Genomic DNA, 17897 nt, shown 5'->3' on the forward strand with positions numbered 1-17897 from the left:
ACTATTCCGCCAGGCAAGTGATGTGGCCACTGTATGAGGCAATTTCTGCCTCACCTTCGCTGGGGTTCGTCATGTCATAGATCTCGACGCGGTAAGACCCCTGGGTTTCACCGTCGGTCGGGCTTGTTACCGTCACCTCGACAAAGCCGTGCGGCAAATCTCCATCGCGCTCACGGTAGAGCTTGAGCTTCAGGCCGTCTTCATCCAGCCAATACTGCGCGACATGCGATCGATCGAATGTCGTCGCCTGCAGATCCTTCGCAATATCCGCATCTTTTATATTGGCTTCGCCGGCGAAGCTGAACAGCGCGCCGCCCATCCCGCGCGTAACTCCCCCATTGATACTGATCTGGGCTTTTTCATCTTCGAAGTCACATGTGACACCGCCAGATGCCATGGCCGTTCCGCCAGACAGTGCGGCAATCATTGCTGCGAGGATTAGGCGCATTCCAAACTATTCCCTTTTCCCATCAACCTTGTTTGTGGCTGGCGGTTGCGGCCCGATTGCGGCGGCGCTAGGAACTGAGATGCATCTGGAGGACGGGCTGTGAACGACATGAGCATGACCATTGGCGGTATCAGCCGCTCACGCATCGCCGCTGTACGTGAGCGAGAGGAACTGGTTTATTCCGCCGCACGCCCAATATCCCAGGCGATGATTGGGGACGGCGCACCTGGTTATCTCGGCGGCGTGCCGATGCACTGGATGCGGGACTGGCCGATGCCGTTTCCATTCGTCGTCAAAAAAGCGAACGACGCCAAGATCGTTGACGTCGACGGCATCAAGCTGGCTGATTTCTGCCTCGGCGACACCGGCTCGATGTTCGGCCACTCCCCTGCCCCGGTTGTTGAAGCAATTCGCCGGCAAGGGAAACACGGCCTTACCTATATGCTGCCCTGCGACGACGCCCTGATTGTCGGCGAACTTCTGGTCGAACGTTTTGGGTTGCCCTACTGGCAGATCGCGACGACGGCGACGGATGCCAACCGCTTTGCGCTGCGCGTCGCCCGCGCCGTCACCAACCGCCCGAAGATCCTCGTCTTCAACGGTTGTTACCATGGCTCGGTGGACGAAACCTTCGTCCAGATCCGGCGCGGCTGGCAGGTCAACAAGGCGGGTCTGGCCGGGGAATTCCGGGATCTCACGCGCGGTGCAGTTGTTGTCGAGTTCAACGACATTCAAGCAGTCGAGAAGGCGCTGGCAGAAGGCGACATTGCCTGCGTCATTACCGAACCCGTGATGACCAATTCCTGCATGGTTCTGCCGGAGCCCGGCTTTCATGAAGCGCTGCGCGACGTGACGCGCAAGCACGGCACGCTGCTTCTGATCGACGAAACCCACACCATCTCGACAGGTCCGGGTGGCTATACCCGTGCGTACGGGCTTGAGCCGGACCTTTTCGTCCTCGGCAAGCCGATTGCAGGCGGTGTGCCCGCGAGCATCTGGGGCATGTCGGAAGATATTGCCGCGCGTTGGCAAGCTTATGAAGCCGCGAAGGAGCCCGGTTACTCAGGGATGGGGACCACCCTCTCCGGCAACCCCCTTCAATTCGCTGCCATGCGCGCTGTGCTGGAAGAGGTCATGACGCCAAACGCCTATGCGCGGATGGAGGATCTGGCTGACCGGTTACAGCAAGGGCTTGCCAAGGTAATCGACGACAACGGCCTTGCCTGGCACGTCGTGCGCGTCGGTGCACGTGTGGAATTCGTTTGTGCGCAGGGTCCGCTCGGAAACGGCACCGAGGCTGCAGCAGCCCATGCGCCAGAGCTTGAAGCGGTGATCCATCTGGGCCTTGTGAATCGCGGCTGCCTGATCGCACCGTTCCACAACATGATGTTGGTGTCGCCTGTGACCAAGAAGAAGCACGTCGACCGACTCATCATGGCATTCGAGGATGTTATTTCGGAGCTCGCAGAGTGACGGCATCCCCATCCGGTTCGCTGCTGAGTGAAGCGCTTGAATTTCTCGACCAGCACCCTGAAATCGAGGCCGTCGACATTGTCCTGACCGACGCCAATGGCATCGGCCGTGGCAAGATCATCCGTCGCCACGAACTTGCAGGCCTGTATGAGAACGGCCGCCATCTGCCGATCTCTATCCTTGGGCTCGACATCGTCGGCGAGGATGTTCACGAGACCGGCCTTATCTGGGATGCCGGCGATGGCGATTTGCGCGCCTGGCCGATCCCTGGGACGCTGGTTCCCCTTTACGGCACCAATCCGCCCCGCGGACAGGTTCTCCTGTCCATGTACGACCTTGACGGCAACCCCATGACCAGCGATCCGCGCCATGCGCTGAAGCGCCAGGTCGAGGCTTTCGCCGCACGCGGCTTATATCCGGCAGGGGCGTTCGAGCTTGAGTTTTTCCTGCTCGCAAACGAGCGCGACTCAGAAGGCCGCGTTCAGCCTGCGCGCGCGGTACTTGATGGCCGCGCCAGCGGGAAGACCGAGGTCTATTCGGTCGATCACCTGCACGGCATGGAGCCGCTCTTCTCCGACATCTACAAGGCGGCAGAAGCGCAGCGCATTCCAGCCGAGACCGTCATCTCGGAATATGCGCCCGGCCAGTACGAGCTGACGCTCAACTACCGCAAGGATATCCTTCGCGCCGCCGATGACCTTCTGATGCTGAAGCGTCTGGTGCGCATGCAGGCCCGCCGCCACGGCGTCACCGCCTGCTTCATGGCGAAGCCGATCGAGGCCTATGCCGGCTCCGGCATGCACCTGCACGTCTCAATGCAGGACGGCGACGGCAACAACGTCTTCACCGAAGCCACCGACGGCGAGTGGAACCCGCTCCTTCTCAATTCGCTCGGCGGCCTTGCCGAAACGATAGCCGAGTCGATGCTGGTCTTTGCCCCGCATGCCAATTCTTGGCGTCGGTTCGTTTCGCAGTCTTATGCACCGGTCGCGCCGACCTGGGGCGTCAACAATCGCTCGGTCGCGCTACGTGTCCCGGCTGGTTCCAAGAACGCCCGCCGCATCGAACACCGCCCGTCCGGCGTCGACGCCAACCCTTATCTCGTTGCCGCAACGGTTCTTGCCGGCATCGCCAAGGGCATCGACGAGAAGTGCGATCCGGGCCCTGAGACGACTGGCAACGGCTATGAATGCGAGCGCGCCAGCGGGGCAGAAATGCCGGCCGACTGGTTCTCGGCGATCAAGGCGGCGGAAACATCAACCTTCCTTCGCGATGCGCTCGGCGAAGACATGCACCGCACCTTCACCGCGATCAAACGCGCTGAATATCTGCGCGTTGCCCGCACCGTCAGCGAACTCGACTATCACCTCTACCTCCACGAGGTCTGACGTTTCGCGCGCGACATTTTTGTGATTGGACGAGGGACAGACCAGAACATATATAGAACATATGTCTGGTTTGCCCCTCCGCGAAAAGCTGGCCATTTTGGCCGATGCTGCAAAATACGATGCGTCCTGCGCCTCATCTGGGGCCAAGGGGCGCAATTCCTTGAAGTCGAAAGGCATCGGCTCGACCGAGGGAAGTGGCATCTGCCACTCCTACGCGCCGGACGGGCGATGCATTTCGCTGCTCAAGATCCTGATGACGAATTTCTGCATTTACGATTGCTCGTATTGCATCAATCGCTCGTCATCGAATGTCCGCCGCGCCCGCTTTTCGATCGACGAAGTCGTCAAGCTGACGCTCGATTTCTACAAGCGCAATTACATTGAAGGCCTGTTCCTGTCGTCCGGCGTCATCCGCTCGCCGGATGAGACGATGAGCGAGATGGTCGAGATCGCGCGACGACTTCGCATCGACCATTCGTTTCAGGGCTACATCCATCTCAAGACGATCCCGGAGGCGAGCGATGAGCTGATCGAACAGGCTGGCATCTATGCCGACCGTTTATCGATCAATGTCGAGCTTCCGACCGACGAAGGCGTCAAGCAGCTGGCACCGCAGAAGAAGCCTGAAACAATCCGCGTTTCGATGGCGAATTTGCGCCTCAAGATCGAGGAAAAGTCGGAGCCGACGCTGCAGACCAAGCGCAAGCAGCGCTTTGCGCCGGGCGGGCAGTCGACACAAATGATCGTTGGCGCAGATGCAACGACGGACTCGCAAATCCTGACGACATCGTCGCGGCTCTATTCGGGCTACAAGCTGCGCCGCGTCTATTATTCGGCGTTCAGCCCGATCCCAGATTCGTCTTCCGCCCTGCCCCTCATCCGCCCGCCGCTGATGCGCGAGCACCGGCTGTATCAGGCCGATTGGCTGATGCGGTTCTATGGCTTTGAGAAGGATGAGATCGTTGCGGCCCAGCCCAATGGCATGCTCGATCTTGAGATCGACCCGAAGCTTGCCTGGGCGCTAGCCAACCGCCACGCCTTCCCGGTCGACGTGAATAGCGCCCCGCGCGAGATGCTTTTGCGCATCCCAGGCATTGGCTCGAAGGTCGTTAAGCGCCTTCTCGAAGTGCGCCGCTATCGCCGCCTGCGGCTTGAAGATGTCGGTCGCCTCTGCGTCTCGATTTCCAAGGTTCGTCCCTTCATCATCGCCGATGGCTGGAGCCCCGGCGGCTCGACTGACGCACTCAACTTGCGCGAGCGCCTTGCGCCCCAGCCAAAGCAGCTGTCCCTGTTCTGATGTCGCGCTACTCGGTGACGCTTGCGGGAGAGACGGACTTTGCCGGCTGGCGCGATGCCGCCCGCCGGCTGGTTCTGAACGACGTGCCGCCGCACGATGTGGTCTGGCAAACGGAAGCCTCGACCGATCTCTTCGGCGCATCCGGCGCGCCCTTGCCGCCAGCGCCAGAAGGCAAGACGCTCAACGTCTCTCGCGAATTCATCGACAGCGCGGAGGGCGTGATCTGCCACAGCGACCCTGCCCGTTTTGCCCTTCTCTATCGTCTGCTCTATCGCCAACGCAGCGAGCCAAACCTGCTGAAAATCGCCTCCGATCTTGATGTCACCGCTTTGCGCGACATGGCAAAATCGGTCCGTCGCGACATTCACAAGATGCGCGCCTTCGTCCGCTTCGTGCGCATCGGCGAAGGCGATGAGGAGCGCTACGTGTCGTGGTTCGAACCCGACCATTACATCGTTGTGCGCAACGCGCCCTTCTTCATCCGCCGTTTCACTGGCATGCGCTGGACGATCTTTACCCCGCACGCCTCCGCCGACTGGGACGGCGAAAAGCTGGCGATCGGCCCCGGCGCGATGCGCAATGACGTGCCACGTGAGGACACGTCGAACACGCTCTGGCGCACCTATTTCTCCAGCATCTTCAACCCTGCCCGCCTCAAGGTGAAGGCGATGCAGGCGGAGATGCCGAAGAAGTACTGGAAGAACCTTCCGGAAGCCTCGCTGATCCCCGAACTCATCAAAGGGGCAGATGCCGCCGCGCGCAAAATGCTGGAAACGATGCCGACCTTGCCGGCCCCGCATCACGCCAAAATTCAGGAGCGCATCTGGAACAAGCCAGAAGAGCAGTTGCCGGAAATCGCGTCGAACCTCTCAGAACTGCGTGCCCAAGCTTCCGCTTGCCAGCGCTGCCCGCTCCACCGCGACGCCACGCAGACTGTCTTTGGCGAAGGCCCGGCTGATGCACGCGTCGTTTTTGTCGGTGAGCAGCCCGGCGATCACGAGGATCTTGCCGGTCGCCCCTTTGTGGGTCCAGCGGGCCGTGTCTTTGATGAGGTCATCGAGGAAGCAGGCATCGAGCGCGAAAAGCTCTACGTCACCAATGCCGTCAAACACTTCAAGTTCACGCCGCGAGGTAAGCGTCGTTTGCACCAGCGCCCGAATGTCGGCGAGATCAGCGCCTGCCGCTGGTGGGTCGAGCAGGAACTTTCGATGGTCAAGCCAAACCTCGTCGTCGCCATGGGCGCGACGGCAGCGCATTCGCTGCTCGGCCAAGCGATCCCGGTGACACAGATGCGCGGGCAAGTGGTGACGCGGGACGATGGTTTGCGGGTGTTTCTGACGATCCACCCGTCCTTCATCCTGCGCATTCAGGATCAGGACGAAGCAAAAGCCGAGCGCGCCCGTTTTCTCACCGACATGTGCGCAGTGGCAGAGCTCGCTGCTGTAGCCTAAAGGATCAGGATCGCGCGAAGGTCGTTGACGTTGGTCCCGGTTGGGCCCGGTACAAACAGATCACTCGCCGCCGAAAACGCCGTCCAGGCATCATTACGCATCAAAGCAGCCTTCGGGTCTTCGGAAGCAGCGCGCATGCGCGAGGCCGAGGTGAAATCGGCGAAGGCACCGGCATTGTCCTGCGAGCCATCGATGCCGTCGGTATCCGCTGCGAAAGCATAAATGCCATCGACGCCTTCAATGCCAAGCGCAAACGCCAGCAGGAACTCGGCATTGCGCCCGCCCTTGCCGCCCTTGGCGCGGATGGTCACGGTCGTCTCACCGCCAGACAGAAGCACGATCGGCTTGTCGAACGGGCGACCACGCGTCGCAATCTCGCGCGCGATGGCGGCATGCACGCCGGCCACTTCACGAGCCTCGCCTTCAATCGAGTCCGACAGTATCACCGCCTTGATGCCGCGCTTTTCAGCTTCCGCAGCCGCGGCCTCGAGCGAACGGGCCGCCGAGGCGATGACGCGGATTTCGTTGCCGGCAAAACGTGCGTCATCCGGAAGCGGTGCGCTGGCAGCTTCGCTCTGCAGATGCTTGAGCGCTGCTTCCGGCAGGTCGAGCCGATAGGCATCAACGATCGCCAGCGCATCGTCGCGCGAGGCAGTATCCGGAACAGTCGGGCCAGATGCGACGAAAGCTGGATTATCACCCGGAATGTCGGAGACGAGCAGCGACACGACGCGCGCAGGATGTGCTGCGAGCGCAAGGCGACCGCCCTTTATGGCCGAGAGATGCTTGCGCACAGTATTCATCGCCGAGATCGGTGCGCCTGAGGCAAGCAGTGCCTCGTTGACCGCGATCTCGTCGGCGAGGGTCATGCCTTCCGGCGGCGACGGCAACAGAGCCGAGCCACCACCAGAAATCAGCGCGACGACAAGATCGTCGCTCGTCAGACCATGAAGCTTTTCAAACAAACGCTTCGACGCGACGAGACCAGCCTCATCCGGCACCGGATGCGCGGCTTCGATGATCTCGATCCGCTCGCAATCACAGCCATAGCCGTAACGCGTCACCACCAGACCGTCGATCGGACCATCCCACGCCTTCTCAAACGCTGCCGCCATTTGCGCCGAGCCCTTGCCCGCGCCGATCACGATGGTGCGGCCCTTGGGCTTTTGCGGCAGGAAATGGCGGATCGCCTGTTCAGGGTCCGCCGCAGCTACAGCCGCGCCGAACAGCGCGGTGAAGAATTCGCGTTTGTCTGTAATCACTCTCAGGCCGTCAGTTCGCGCTTTACCGGGCGACCGGCGACATAGGTTTCCCTAACGGCACGATCGTCACCCAGCGTTTGCAGCACGAACAGTTCCTCGGCAAGCGATTTCACCGTCTCCATGCGCAGCGCCATCGCTGGCGTCGCCTTGGCATCGAGAACGACGAGATCCGCATCGGTGCCAACGTCGAGCGTGCCTATACGCGCATCGAGCGACAGCGCCTTGGCGTTGCCGAGCGTCATCTGCCAGAAGGCGGCAAACGGGTTCATCTTCTCGCCCTGCAGCGCGACGACCTTGTATGCCTCGTCCATCGTGCGAAGCATCGAATAGGACGTACCGCCGCCGACATCAGTCGCTGCCGCAACCCGTACCGGCTTGGCGCGCTTGGCATGGCCCTGCCAGTCAAAAAGGCCGGAACCAAGGAAAAGGTTCGAGGTCGGGCAGAACACCGCGACCGAGCCGCTCTCCGACAGCGCATCGGCCTCGCGATCCGACAGGTGGATGCAGTGGCCAAACAGCGCCTTCGGCCCAAGCAGGCCGTAACGGGCATAAACGTCGGTATAGTCTTTCGAGGCCGGATAAAGCTCCTGCGTAAACGCGATCTCGGCCTTGTTCTCCGACAGGTGCGTTTGCATGTGGAGGTCAGGATGTTCGCGCATCAGCGCGCCCGCCATCTCCATCTGCTCGGGCGTCGAGGTAATCGCAAAGCGCGGCGTCACCGCATAATGGATGCGGCCTTTGCCGTGCCATTCGGCAATCAGCGCCTTGGTGTCGTCATAGCCAGACTGCGCCGTGTCGCGCAGGCCATCTGGCGCATTGCGATCCATCATCACCTTGCCGGCTATCACCAGCATGTCGCGCGACAGGGCTTCGGTGAAGAAGGCATCCACGCTCTGGCGATGCACCGAGCAATAGGCGGCAACGGTCGTCGTGCCGTTGCGAATGATCTCGTCACAGAACAGGCGCGCGATGCGGCGGCCATGCTGCGCGTCGATGAATTTGGTCTCTTCCGGGAAGGTGTAGGTGTTGAGCCAGTCGAGAAGCTCGGCGCCATAAGACGCGATCACCTGCATCTGCGGCACATGCACGTGCGCATCGATGAAGCCCGGCAGGATCAGGTTGGGCCGATGATCCTCGACCGGCGCATCACCAGCCTTTGCCGAGACAGCTGCAAAATCACCAATCGCGACGATCTTCCCGTCGCGAACCAGCACACCACCGTCTTCCTCATAAAAATAAGAAGCGCGGTCATCCACCGCCTCAGGCTTGGAGCGAAACGAAAGAATACGTCCGCGAAGCAGGCGTTCGGTCATAGATGGGGTCCTTTTCTCAAGACGTGATGTTGCCCCTCACCTGCCTGCCGGCATCCTCTCCCCGTAAACGGGGAGAAGACCGCTCCTCTTCCTTCGCCCCGCTTCCGGGGAGAAGGTGCCCGAAGGGCGGATGAGGGGCGGCTCCGACGCCGGCCAATTCTGTTCACTTGCTCGCCTCTTCGAACCACGCGACGATCAGGGCGCGCTCTTCCTTCGTCATTCCGGAGACGTTGGATGGCGGCATGGCGTGGCTGCGTCCAGACTGCAGGTAAATTTCGCGGGCGTGCTCCGCCACCTGAATTTCGGTTTCCAGCTTTACCGATTTCGGGGTGAAGTGAATGCCATCCCATGCAGGCTCTGCGGCGTGGCACATGGAGCAGCGGCCCATTACGGTGTCACGCACTGCCGCAAAATGCGTGGACTGCATGTAGCGCTCAGCAGAGGCAGATGGCTTCTCCTCACCCGTCAGGGCAGCGGGAACCGTCGACAACCACATGATGATGATGAAGAGAACGGTAGCGGCACCCCACGTCCAATGTGGATTGCCTTTCCGGGCGTGAACCGTGTTGAAATAGTGCCGGATCAGGACGCCGATCAGGAAAATCAGCGCTGCGATCACCCAGTTGAACTCGGTCGCGAAGGCGAGCGGATAGTGGTTCGACAGCATCAGGAAAATGACCGGCAACGTCAGGTAGTTGTTATGCAGCGATCTGGTCTTGGCAATCTTGCCGTATTTCGGGTCAGGCTTACGGCCTGCAATCAGGTCCGCCACCACGATCTTCTGGTTAGGAATGATGATCAGGAACACGTTCGCCGACATGATCGTCGCGGTGAACGCGCCGAGATGCAGGAACGCTGCACGACCCGAAAACAGCTGCGTGTAGCCCCAGGCGATAACGACAAGGATCGGGAACAGAACCAGCATCAAGAGCGTGTCGTTATCAGCCAGCTTGGACCTGCACAGCTGGTCATAGAGCACCCAGCCCAGCGCGAGTGAACCGATCGAGATGAGGATTGCGACCGGCTGCGACACGTCGAGCACGTTGCGATCAATCAGGTAAAGATCAGCCCCTGCGTAATAGACAATCGCAAGCAGGAAAAAGCCCGACATCCATGTCGCGTAGGATTCCCATTTGAACCAGATCAGCTGTTCCGGCATCCGGGCAGGCGCAACGAGATATTTCTGGATATGGTAGAAGCCTCCGCCGTGAACCTGCCACTCTTCACCATGCGCACCTTCCGGCATGCCCTCGCGTTTCACGAGCCCCAGATCAAGCGCGATGAAATAGAAGGATGAGCCGATCCAGGCGATCGCGGTGATGACGTGAAGCCATCGCACCCCAAATGACAGCCATTCCCAGAAAACCGCGTAGTTGTTCATCTTCGTCCCCGAATGCCAGGTTCCCCGGCCTAGATGCTTTTTCGCCAGCCAAGCTTACGGACAATCGTTCAAACTGAAAGAGGGAACAGCCGCGATGACTTTCAAAAAAAACGCGAAAATGGTAGGGGAGCGCGAGAGGGAGTGGGGTAACGATGGCTTATCTGGAAAACATTGCCGTATTCGTTCGCGTGGTCGAACTGGGCAATTTATCCGCGGCGGGACGTGACCTTCGCATCTCGCCGGCAGTCGCTTCCAATCGCATCAAGGAGCTCGAGAAACATCTCGGCGTCCGGCTTTTCAATCGCACAACACGACAATTATCCCCGACAGAGCATGGCCGCGTGTTTTATGAAGGTGCGCGCAAGGTCCTTGAAGCTGTTGCGCAGGCTGATGCCGCGGTCAGCGCACTTTCCGGCCAGCCGCGAGGGACGATACGGGTTACCGCGCCCCTCGGGATTGGCCGGCGTCTGATTGCATCCGGAATTCCAGATTTTCACGATCGGTACCCCGATATCGAGGTGCGCCTGCGTCTTTCCGATCGGCAGGTGGACATCATGAAGGAAGGGATCGACGTGGCCTTTCGGCTTGGACATCTGGAAGATTCCAGCCTCCGGATGCGTGGTATCATGGATTGCGAGCGCGTTCTGGCTGCTGCTCCCGCATATCTGGAAAACCGCGGCGAGCCCAAAACGCCTCAGGACCTTTTGAGCGACAAGCACGACTGCCTCATGCTCCGCTATCCCGGGGCTCAGGAGTTTGTCTGGACGCTTAGGACGCCCGAAGGCCCACGCAAGTTTGAAGTACGTGGGCCTTTCGATTCCGACGACGGAGATGTGGTAACTGGCTGGGCCCTGGCCGGGCGTGGCATCATCTGCAAGCCGCGCTTCGATATTGAGCGCTACCTGGCAGACGGCCAACTGAAGATCGTCCTTCCGGAAAATCCTCCGTTACCGGTGCAATTAGCAGCCGTATATCCCCACAAGAACTTTCAGGATCCGAAAGTCCGGCTTTTGCTCGACTTCATGTCGGAGCGCTGTCAGCGGATCATTCGCGATATCCTGTCGGGCAGATCTTAGCCGATGCCGAGAAATGAAAGGATGGCGACGACGATGACGACAAGGCCTACGATGTAAATGATGCTGTTCATGACATAACCCTCAGTTAGTTCGTCATAGAAACAATCTGAGGGGCTTTGGGTTCCGCCTGGTTAGATTTGGCGCTCTCCAGGCAGGAAATGCAGCAACTCGGCAGAGACCAGTGCTGCAATAACTGAAGGCCGCTTGTCTTTGACGCTAGAGCCGCCAATCGGACAAACCAACTTGTCGAAGGCCTCTTCACCCCCGCCTGCCTCGCGCAAATACCAACTCTTGAACGTCGCCTTCTTCGTCTTGGAGCCGATCATCCCGACATAGGCGGCATCATTCCTGCCCAGAGCTTCCGAAACGATCAAGAAGTCGAGCGCGTGATCATGGGTGAGAATGACGAACGCAGATCCGGCAGGTGCACCGCGCACAATCTCCTCCGGGACAGCCGTTGCAATCGTCCTGACGCCCTCAGGCGCACCCAGAAGTTCCTCCGGGCGTGTCTCCACCATCGCCACGGTCAGCGGCAGGAGCGCCAGAGCCTGCGCCAGCGCGTGGCCAACATGTCCGCCGCCGAACAGATAGACATGCGGCTGGATTTCTTCTTCGAAACTGATGCGCTGCGGTATCGCTTCGCGCAGTTCTTCGTCCAGCAGCACAAGGTAAAGTTTGACGTGACCACCGCAGCACTGGCCGATTTCCGGGCCGAGCGGAACGTCAAGCCTGGTCGTCTCGACATTCTGCTCGATCATTTCACGGGCACGGGCAATGGCCATGAATTCAAGCTGCCCGCCGCCAATAGTCCCGAAGATCGCATCACGAGACACCAGCATCCACGTCGCGACTTCACGCGGCGTCGACCCCTTGGCTTCAATGACCTCAACCAGAGCGATATTCCGCGAAGCGGCGAGAAAATCGCGAAGTCTTCGCGCCTTGGGCTTCATGCCGGAACTTTCCGCCACGCTCTATGCCTTTCCGAGTGGCCGATCTTCACCGGCCAGCTTCTGCCTTGAGCCGCTCGATGGTCATCAACACCCTTTCGGGCGTAGCCGGCGCATCAAGCCGTGGGCAGACCTTGTGGTCACAGACGCTTGCCACCGCATCCGAAAGAGCGTGCAGAACAGAAATGCCGAGCGGCAAAGGCGGCTCGCCGACAGCCTTGGACCGGTGGATGGTCGGCTCATAGGCCTGTGACCAGTCGGTCAATGCAACGTTGAAGATTTTCGGCCGGTCCGAGGCAAGCGGGATCTTGTAGGTGGAAGGCCCGTGCGTGCGCAGGCGGCCCTTGTCGTCCCACACCAGTTCCTCGGTCGTCAGCCACCCGGCGCCTTGGATGAACCCGCCCTCGATCTGGCCAAGGTCAATCGCCGGGTTCAGCGAACGTCCGACATCGTGCAGAATGTCCGTGCGCTCCAACACATATTCGCCCGTAAGCGTATCCACGGATACCTCGGAGCACGCCGCGCCATAGGCGAAGTAGTAGAACGCATGTCCCTTGCCAGCAGACCGGTCCCAGTGGATCTTTGGTGTCTTGTAGAAGCCCGCAGCAGAAAGCTGCACCCGCGACATGTAAGCCAGGCGGACGATCTCATTGAACGGAATTTCCTGGTTTCCCACCCGCACACGGTTCGGAAGGAAAACCACCTGTTCATGGGGAACACCGAACTTGTCCGCCGCAAAGTCGATCAGACGCTTCTTGATCTGCCGCGCCGCGTTCTGCGCCGCCATGCCGTTAAGGTCTGCGCCAGATGACGCGGCTGTCGGCGACGTATTCGGAACCTTTCCGGTCGTCGTGGCGGTAATGCGAACCCTGTCGAGGTCAATCTGGAATTCTTCGGCGACGACCTGCGCCACCTTGAGGTGGAGCCCCTGCCCCATCTCGGTGCCGCCATGGTTCATATGGACAGAACCATCAGCGTAGACGTGGACCAGCGCACCGGCCTGATTGGATTCGGTCTTGGTGAACGAAATGCCGAACTTGACGGGCGTCAGGGCCAGACCACGCTTGATGTAGCGGCTATTGGCGTTGAAGGCCGCGATTTCGCGACGACGGCCAGCATAGTCAGCCTTCTCTTCGAGCTCCGCAACGATCTGCTGAATGATGCAGTCCTCGACCTTCTGGTGGTAGGGAGTGACGTTTCGTTCCCCTTCGCTGCCCATCGGATCGTAAAAATTCAGCTTTCGGATCTCGAGCGGATCCTTGCCGACAGCAAAAGCCACCTCTTCGATGACCCTTTCGGCGCCCACCATCCCCTGCGGGCCGCCAAAGCCGCGAAATGCAGTATTGGAGACGGTGTTCGTCTTCAGCAAGGCTGACTTCGCGACCACGTGCGGGAAGAAGTACGTGTTGTCGCAGTGGAAGAGCGCGCGGTCACCTACCGGACCAGAGAGATCTGCGGAAAAACCGGCGCGGAGCGCAAATGTGTAGTCAACGCCGAGGATGCGCCCCTCATCGTCAAAGCCAATATCGTAGTCAATGGCGAAATCATGCCGCTTGCCGGTCGCCATCATGTCTTCATCGCGATCCAGACGAAGCTTGACAGGACGGCCAAGTTTCTTGGCTGCGATCGCAGCAAGAACTGCGGTCTGGTTCGCCTGGGTCTCCTTGCCGCCAAAGCCGCCGCCCATGCGACGGATCTCGACGGTCACAGCGTGCGACGCTACGCCCAGCGCTTGCGCGATCATGTGCTGGGTCTCGCTCGGTCCCTGTGTCGAGCAGTAGACCGTCACCTCATCATCTTCCCCCGGCACCGCCAGAGAAATCTGTCCCTCAAGGTAGAAATGATCCTGCCCCCCAAGGCGCATGCGTCCCTTCACGCGACGGGGCGCCTTCGCGATGGCTTCCGGCGCATCGCCCCGCTTCAGCGTTAGCGGCGTGAACACCTGTTTGTGGCTTTCGGCATCAAGATCCCAGATGTCTATGACACCAGGCAGTTCTTCATACTCGACCCTGGCCAACCGGGCCGCACGGCGTGCCTGATGGCGCGTTTCTGCGATGACACAAAATATCGGCTGTCCATGAAACTCGACCTTGCCGTCGGCAAGGATCGGATCATCATTCATTCCTGACGGCGAGATGTCATTGACGCCGGGAACGTCCTGGGCGGTAAGCACCGTGACGACGCCAGGTGCGCGACGCACCTCCGACAGATCCATCGACTTGATGACCCCGTGCGCGACGGTAGAAAAGCCGAGGCCCGCGTGCAACGTTCCGGCTGGCTCGGCAATGTCGTCAATGTAAATTGCCGCGCCGCTGACGTGCTTGTGAGCTGAATCATGGCGCTCTGACGTGTGAACGCCACCCTTGATGCGAGCCGCCTTCAGATCCTGAACCGGATGATTGCCCATCTCACGCCTCCTCGTAGCGCTTGATCTTGAACGGCTGCGAAGTGCCCGTCGTCTCCAGATAGAAACGAAGGAGCAGGTTCTTCGAAGCCAGCAGGCGATATTGCGCACTTGCACGCATGTCGGTCAGCGGCTGATAATCGATTGCATAGACCTCCTGAGCCGCTGCCACGGTCTCCTCCGACCATGGCTTGCCGATAAGCGCCTCTTCGACAGCTTTGGCGCGCTTCGGAGTTGCCGCCATGCCGCCATAAGCGATGCGCGCGGATGCGACTACGCCGTCACGGATCTGAACATTAAAGGCGCCCAGCGCCGCCGTAATATCCTCGTCACGGCGCTTCGAGATCTTGTAGACGGCGAAATGCCCATCTTCTGCCGGATAAGGTACGTGCACCGATTCCACGAACTCGCCCGGCTGGCGGTCCTGCTTCCCATAGGCGAGGAAGTAATCCTCAAGCGGAATGCAGCGCCGGTCATTGCCGCGCCTCAACGTCAGGGATGCACCGAGTGCAATCAACGGCGGCGGGGTGTCGCCGATCGGTGAACCGTTGGCGATATTGCCGCCAATCGTTCCCATGTTGCGAACCTGCTCGCCACCAATTCGATCCACCAGCGGACCGAGTGCCGGTATGCGCTGCGCAAGAAACTCGCGGGCTTGGCTGTAGCTGACGCCGGCACCGATCCGGATGCCGTTTTCATGATCGGTGATGGTCTGCAACTCGGCAAGACCACCGATAAAGATGACGGGAGAAATGTCCCGCATCTGCTTCGTGACCCAAAGGCCCACATCCGTGGAGCCTGCAACCACGGTCGCTTGCGGTTCAGCCACAAGAGCATCGGCGAAGTCTTCGACCGACGCCGGAACGATCAACCGGTCCTTGCCCGAACCGATCTCAACACGGGCACCGTCTTTCAGATCGATGAGCCGCGCTTTTAAATCCGCGCGCTCCAGTGCCAGCGGGTCGCGCCCTGCATCGCCGTAAGACGAGATAGCCCGCGCGGCGCGCATGATCGGCTCATAGCCTGTGCAGCGGCAAAGATTACCCTGAAGCGCCTTCTCAATGCGTGCATCCGAAGGGTTCGGCTCGCGCATCCACAACGCATACAGCGACAGCACGAAACCCGGCGTGCAAAATCCACATTGCGAACCGTGGGAATCGACGAGCGCCTGCTGCACCGGATGCAGACCACCATTTTCACCGCGCAAATGCTCGATCGTTACGACATGGCAGGCGTCGAGGGAACCGACGAAACGGATGCAGGCGTTGACTGTCTCGTAGACCAACTCACCATCAAGCAGGCGCCCGACAAGCACAGTGCAGGCGCCGCAGTCGCCCTCGGCACAGCCCTCTTTGGTGCCGCGCAATGACCGGCGCAGCCTCAGAAAATCAAGCAGCAGATCGTCTGGCCTAACATCAGAGAGCGTGACCGTCTCGCCATTTAGAAGGAAGCGAATTTCGCGGCGGATCGGTGCAGCCATTTCAGCTACCCCTGTAGGTCGAGTAGCCATAGGGCGAGATCAGCAGCGGCACGTGGTAGTGCGCTGCTTCCGCCATTCCGAAGCGGATTGGAATCTGGTCAAGGAAAAGCGGGTCCGGCAGCACTGCTCCGCTGGAGCGAAGATAATCGCCCGCGTGGAACACCAATTCGTAGATGCCCGTCTCGAAGGCCTCTCCCTCCAGAACCGGTGCGTCGCAGCGACCGTCATGGTTCGTCACCACATCCTTGATCTTCGCCCTCTCTTCACCGTTGATCCGGTAGAGCGTGATCTTAAGACCGGCCGCCGGCCTGCCTGAAGCCGTGTCCAGAACGTGGGTTGTAAGCCTTCCGGCTTCTGCCTTCGCCATGATGATCTCCTGCCCCGCATCTCACGGCTTCCTCGTGCCGCTGATCTTGGCAACCTATTGCATTCAATGCAAATCGCTGAGACGAATCCAACAAAAAGACTTTCAAATTTTCCAATGGGAATGCGCGCGCATTTATTCAATTATCCTGACGACAAATGAGGGAAGGTGTGATGCGATACCCCAGAGACATGCGCGGCTATGGCCGGAATGCGCCGGACCCGAAATGGCCCGGCGGCGCACATGTGGCAGTCCAGTTCGTCGTCAATTACGAAGAAGGCGGGGAGAACAACATTCTCCATGGCGATGCCGCTTCTGAAGCCTTCCTGTCGGAAGTGGTCGGCGCTGCGCCGTGGCCCGGCAAGCGCCATTGGAACATGGAATCGATCTACGAATATGGCGCGCGCGCCGGTTTCTGGCGGCTCCATCGCATGTTCACCGAAGCTCAGATTCCGGTCACCGTCTATGGAGTGGCGACAGCGCTCGCCCGCTCCCCCGATCAGGTAGCGGCCATGAAGCAAGCTGGCTGGGAGATCGCCAGCCACGGCCTGCGCTGGATCGACTATCGGGATCACGACGAGGAGACCGAGCGGGCCGACCTTCTTGAGGCGGTCCGTCTGCACACCGAGGTGGTCGGCGAGCGTCCGCGCGGCATGTATCTTGGCCGCACTTCCGTCTGGTCAGTGCGCCTGTCGGCTAGCGAAGGCGGCTTCGACTGGATTTCCGATACCTACGATGATGACCTGCCCTATTGGCTGGATCATGATGGCCACGGCAATCAGATTTCGCCGCAGCTTGTCATCCCGTACACGCTCGATGCGAACGACATGCGCTTTGCGACGGCCCAGGGCTTCAACTCCGGCGACCAGTTCTTCACCTACCTGAAGGATTCCTTCGACACGCTCTATGAAGAAGGCAAGCAGGGACGCGGCGGGATGATGAGCGTTGGCTTGCATTGCCGGCTGATCGGCCGCCCGGGTCGCGCCGCCGCTCTCAAGCGCTTCATCGACTACGTCAAAAGCCATGACAAGGTCTGGCTGCCGACGCGAGGCCAGATCGCGGAACATTGGCGCGCGGAACATTCATACCGACCGGCCGCTCTACGGCCAAGCCGCATGAACCGCGAGGAATTCGTCTCCAGGTTTTGCGGTATTTTCGAGCACTCAGCCTGGATCGCGGAACGTGCTTTCGAGCTAGAGCTAGGGCCGGCACATGATTCCGCAGGCGGCCTTCACAACGCGCTGGCCCGGATCTTCCGCTCTGCGAGCGAAGATGAGCGTCTGGGCGTCCTTCGCGCGCATCCGGATCTTGCTGGAAAACTTGCCCTGGCAAAGCGGCTCACCCCGGAATCGACCAACGAGCAGGCATCAGCCGGTCTCGACGCGCTGACCGACGAGGAGCGCAGCACCTTCACCGAGTTGAACACGGCCTATGTCGAGAAATTCGGCTTCCCGTTCATTATTGCGGTGAAGGACAACACCAAGGCGAGCATTCTTGCCGCCTTCCAAACCCGTATCAACAACAGCCGCGAAACCGAGTTCGCAACCGCCTGCAAGCAGGTGGAGCGCATTGCAGAAATTCGGCTTAGGGATGTCTTGCCAGCCTGAGGGACA

At 60.1% G+C, this 17897-nt stretch carries 14 protein-coding genes; 6 read left to right on the forward strand and 8 right to left on the reverse strand.

Going from position 1 to position 17897, the window contains the following annotated elements:
• Position 1: 1 nt before the first annotated feature.
• Positions 2-448 (reverse strand): hypothetical protein, encoded by a 447-nt coding sequence (locus IOD40_RS17610; RefSeq protein ID WP_198478015.1) that lies wholly within the window; start codon positions 446-448, stop codon positions 2-4.
• A gap of 108 nt (positions 449-556) precedes the next feature.
• Here IOD40_RS17610 and IOD40_RS17615 point away from each other — a divergent pair, with 108 nt between their 5' ends.
• The 4 genes from IOD40_RS17615 to IOD40_RS17630 all read left to right on the forward strand — a co-directional run bounded on the left by IOD40_RS17615 (position 557) and on the right by IOD40_RS17630 (position 6057).
• Positions 557-1921: an aspartate aminotransferase family protein gene (locus tag IOD40_RS17615; protein ID WP_198478051.1), complete on the forward strand. Its 1365-nt coding sequence runs from the start codon at positions 557-559 to the stop codon at positions 1919-1921.
• A complete protein-coding gene (locus IOD40_RS17620) occupies positions 1918-3309 on the forward strand; it encodes a glutamine synthetase family protein (RefSeq protein WP_198478016.1) in 1392 nt (463 codons plus the stop codon). Before IOD40_RS17615 ends, IOD40_RS17620 begins: the two co-directional genes overlap by 4 nt.
• A gap of 61 nt (positions 3310-3370) precedes the next feature.
• A complete protein-coding gene (locus IOD40_RS17625) occupies positions 3371-4606 on the forward strand; it encodes a putative DNA modification/repair radical SAM protein (protein WP_198478017.1) in 1236 nt (411 codons plus the stop codon).
• Positions 4606-6057, forward strand: a complete 1452-nt coding sequence (locus tag IOD40_RS17630; protein WP_198478018.1) for a UdgX family uracil-DNA binding protein — start codon at positions 4606-4608, stop codon at positions 6055-6057. Before IOD40_RS17625 ends, IOD40_RS17630 begins: the two co-directional genes overlap by 1 nt.
• Here the strand turns inward: IOD40_RS17630 and IOD40_RS17635 are convergent.
• From IOD40_RS17635 to IOD40_RS17645, 3 genes are all read right to left on the reverse strand, one after another.
• A complete protein-coding gene (locus tag IOD40_RS17635) occupies positions 6054-7325 on the reverse strand; it encodes a glycerate kinase type-2 family protein (protein WP_198478052.1) in 1272 nt (423 codons plus the stop codon). The genes IOD40_RS17630 and IOD40_RS17635 overlap by 4 nt on opposite strands.
• Positions 7322-8632 carry a guanine deaminase gene (guaD, locus tag IOD40_RS17640; RefSeq protein WP_198478019.1) on the reverse strand — a complete coding sequence of 437 codons (1311 nt, stop codon included), beginning with the start codon at positions 8630-8632 and terminating at the stop codon, positions 7322-7324. Before guaD ends, IOD40_RS17635 begins: the two co-directional genes overlap by 4 nt.
• A gap of 163 nt (positions 8633-8795) precedes the next feature.
• Positions 8796-10013: a urate hydroxylase PuuD gene (locus IOD40_RS17645; RefSeq protein ID WP_198478020.1), complete on the reverse strand. Its 1218-nt coding sequence runs from the start codon at positions 10011-10013 to the stop codon at positions 8796-8798.
• 152 nt (positions 10014-10165) lie between these two features.
• On the opposite strand from IOD40_RS17645, the gene IOD40_RS17650 reads away from it, so the two are divergent.
• A complete protein-coding gene (locus IOD40_RS17650) occupies positions 10166-11089 on the forward strand; it encodes a LysR family transcriptional regulator (protein WP_198478021.1) in 924 nt (307 codons plus the stop codon).
• Positions 11090-11220: 131 nt separating this feature from the next.
• On the opposite strand, the gene xdhC is transcribed toward IOD40_RS17650, so the two are convergent.
• From xdhC to uraH, 4 genes are read right to left on the reverse strand one after another with little or no spacing between them, the layout of a single operon-like run.
• Complete coding sequence (xdhC, locus tag IOD40_RS17655; RefSeq protein ID WP_198478053.1) at positions 11221-12039, reverse strand: xanthine dehydrogenase accessory protein XdhC; 819 nt, start codon at positions 12037-12039, stop codon at positions 11221-11223.
• A gap of 46 nt (positions 12040-12085) precedes the next feature.
• On the reverse strand, positions 12086-14443 hold the full coding sequence (xdhB, locus tag IOD40_RS17660) for a xanthine dehydrogenase molybdopterin binding subunit (RefSeq protein ID WP_198478022.1): 2358 nt from the start codon (positions 14441-14443) through the stop codon (positions 12086-12088).
• 1 nt (position 14444) lies between these two features.
• Positions 14445-15920: a xanthine dehydrogenase small subunit gene (gene xdhA, locus IOD40_RS17665; protein WP_198478023.1), complete on the reverse strand. Its 1476-nt coding sequence runs from the start codon at positions 15918-15920 to the stop codon at positions 14445-14447.
• Between the two features lies 1 nt (position 15921).
• The gene (gene uraH, locus IOD40_RS17670; protein ID WP_198478024.1) at positions 15922-16287 is read right to left on the reverse strand and encodes a hydroxyisourate hydrolase; all 366 of its coding nucleotides are present in this window, start codon (positions 16285-16287) and stop codon (positions 15922-15924) included.
• A 170-nt stretch (positions 16288-16457) separates the two neighbouring features.
• Here uraH and puuE point away from each other — a divergent pair, with 170 nt between their 5' ends.
• Entirely contained in the window at positions 16458-17891 is a 1434-nt protein-coding gene (puuE, locus tag IOD40_RS17675; protein WP_198478025.1) for an allantoinase PuuE, read from the forward strand.
• Positions 17892-17897: the final 6 nt, after the last annotated feature.

Source organism: Aquamicrobium zhengzhouense, from assembly GCF_016124105.1.
GTDB lineage: Bacteria > Pseudomonadota > Alphaproteobacteria > Rhizobiales > Rhizobiaceae > Aerobium > Aerobium zhengzhouense.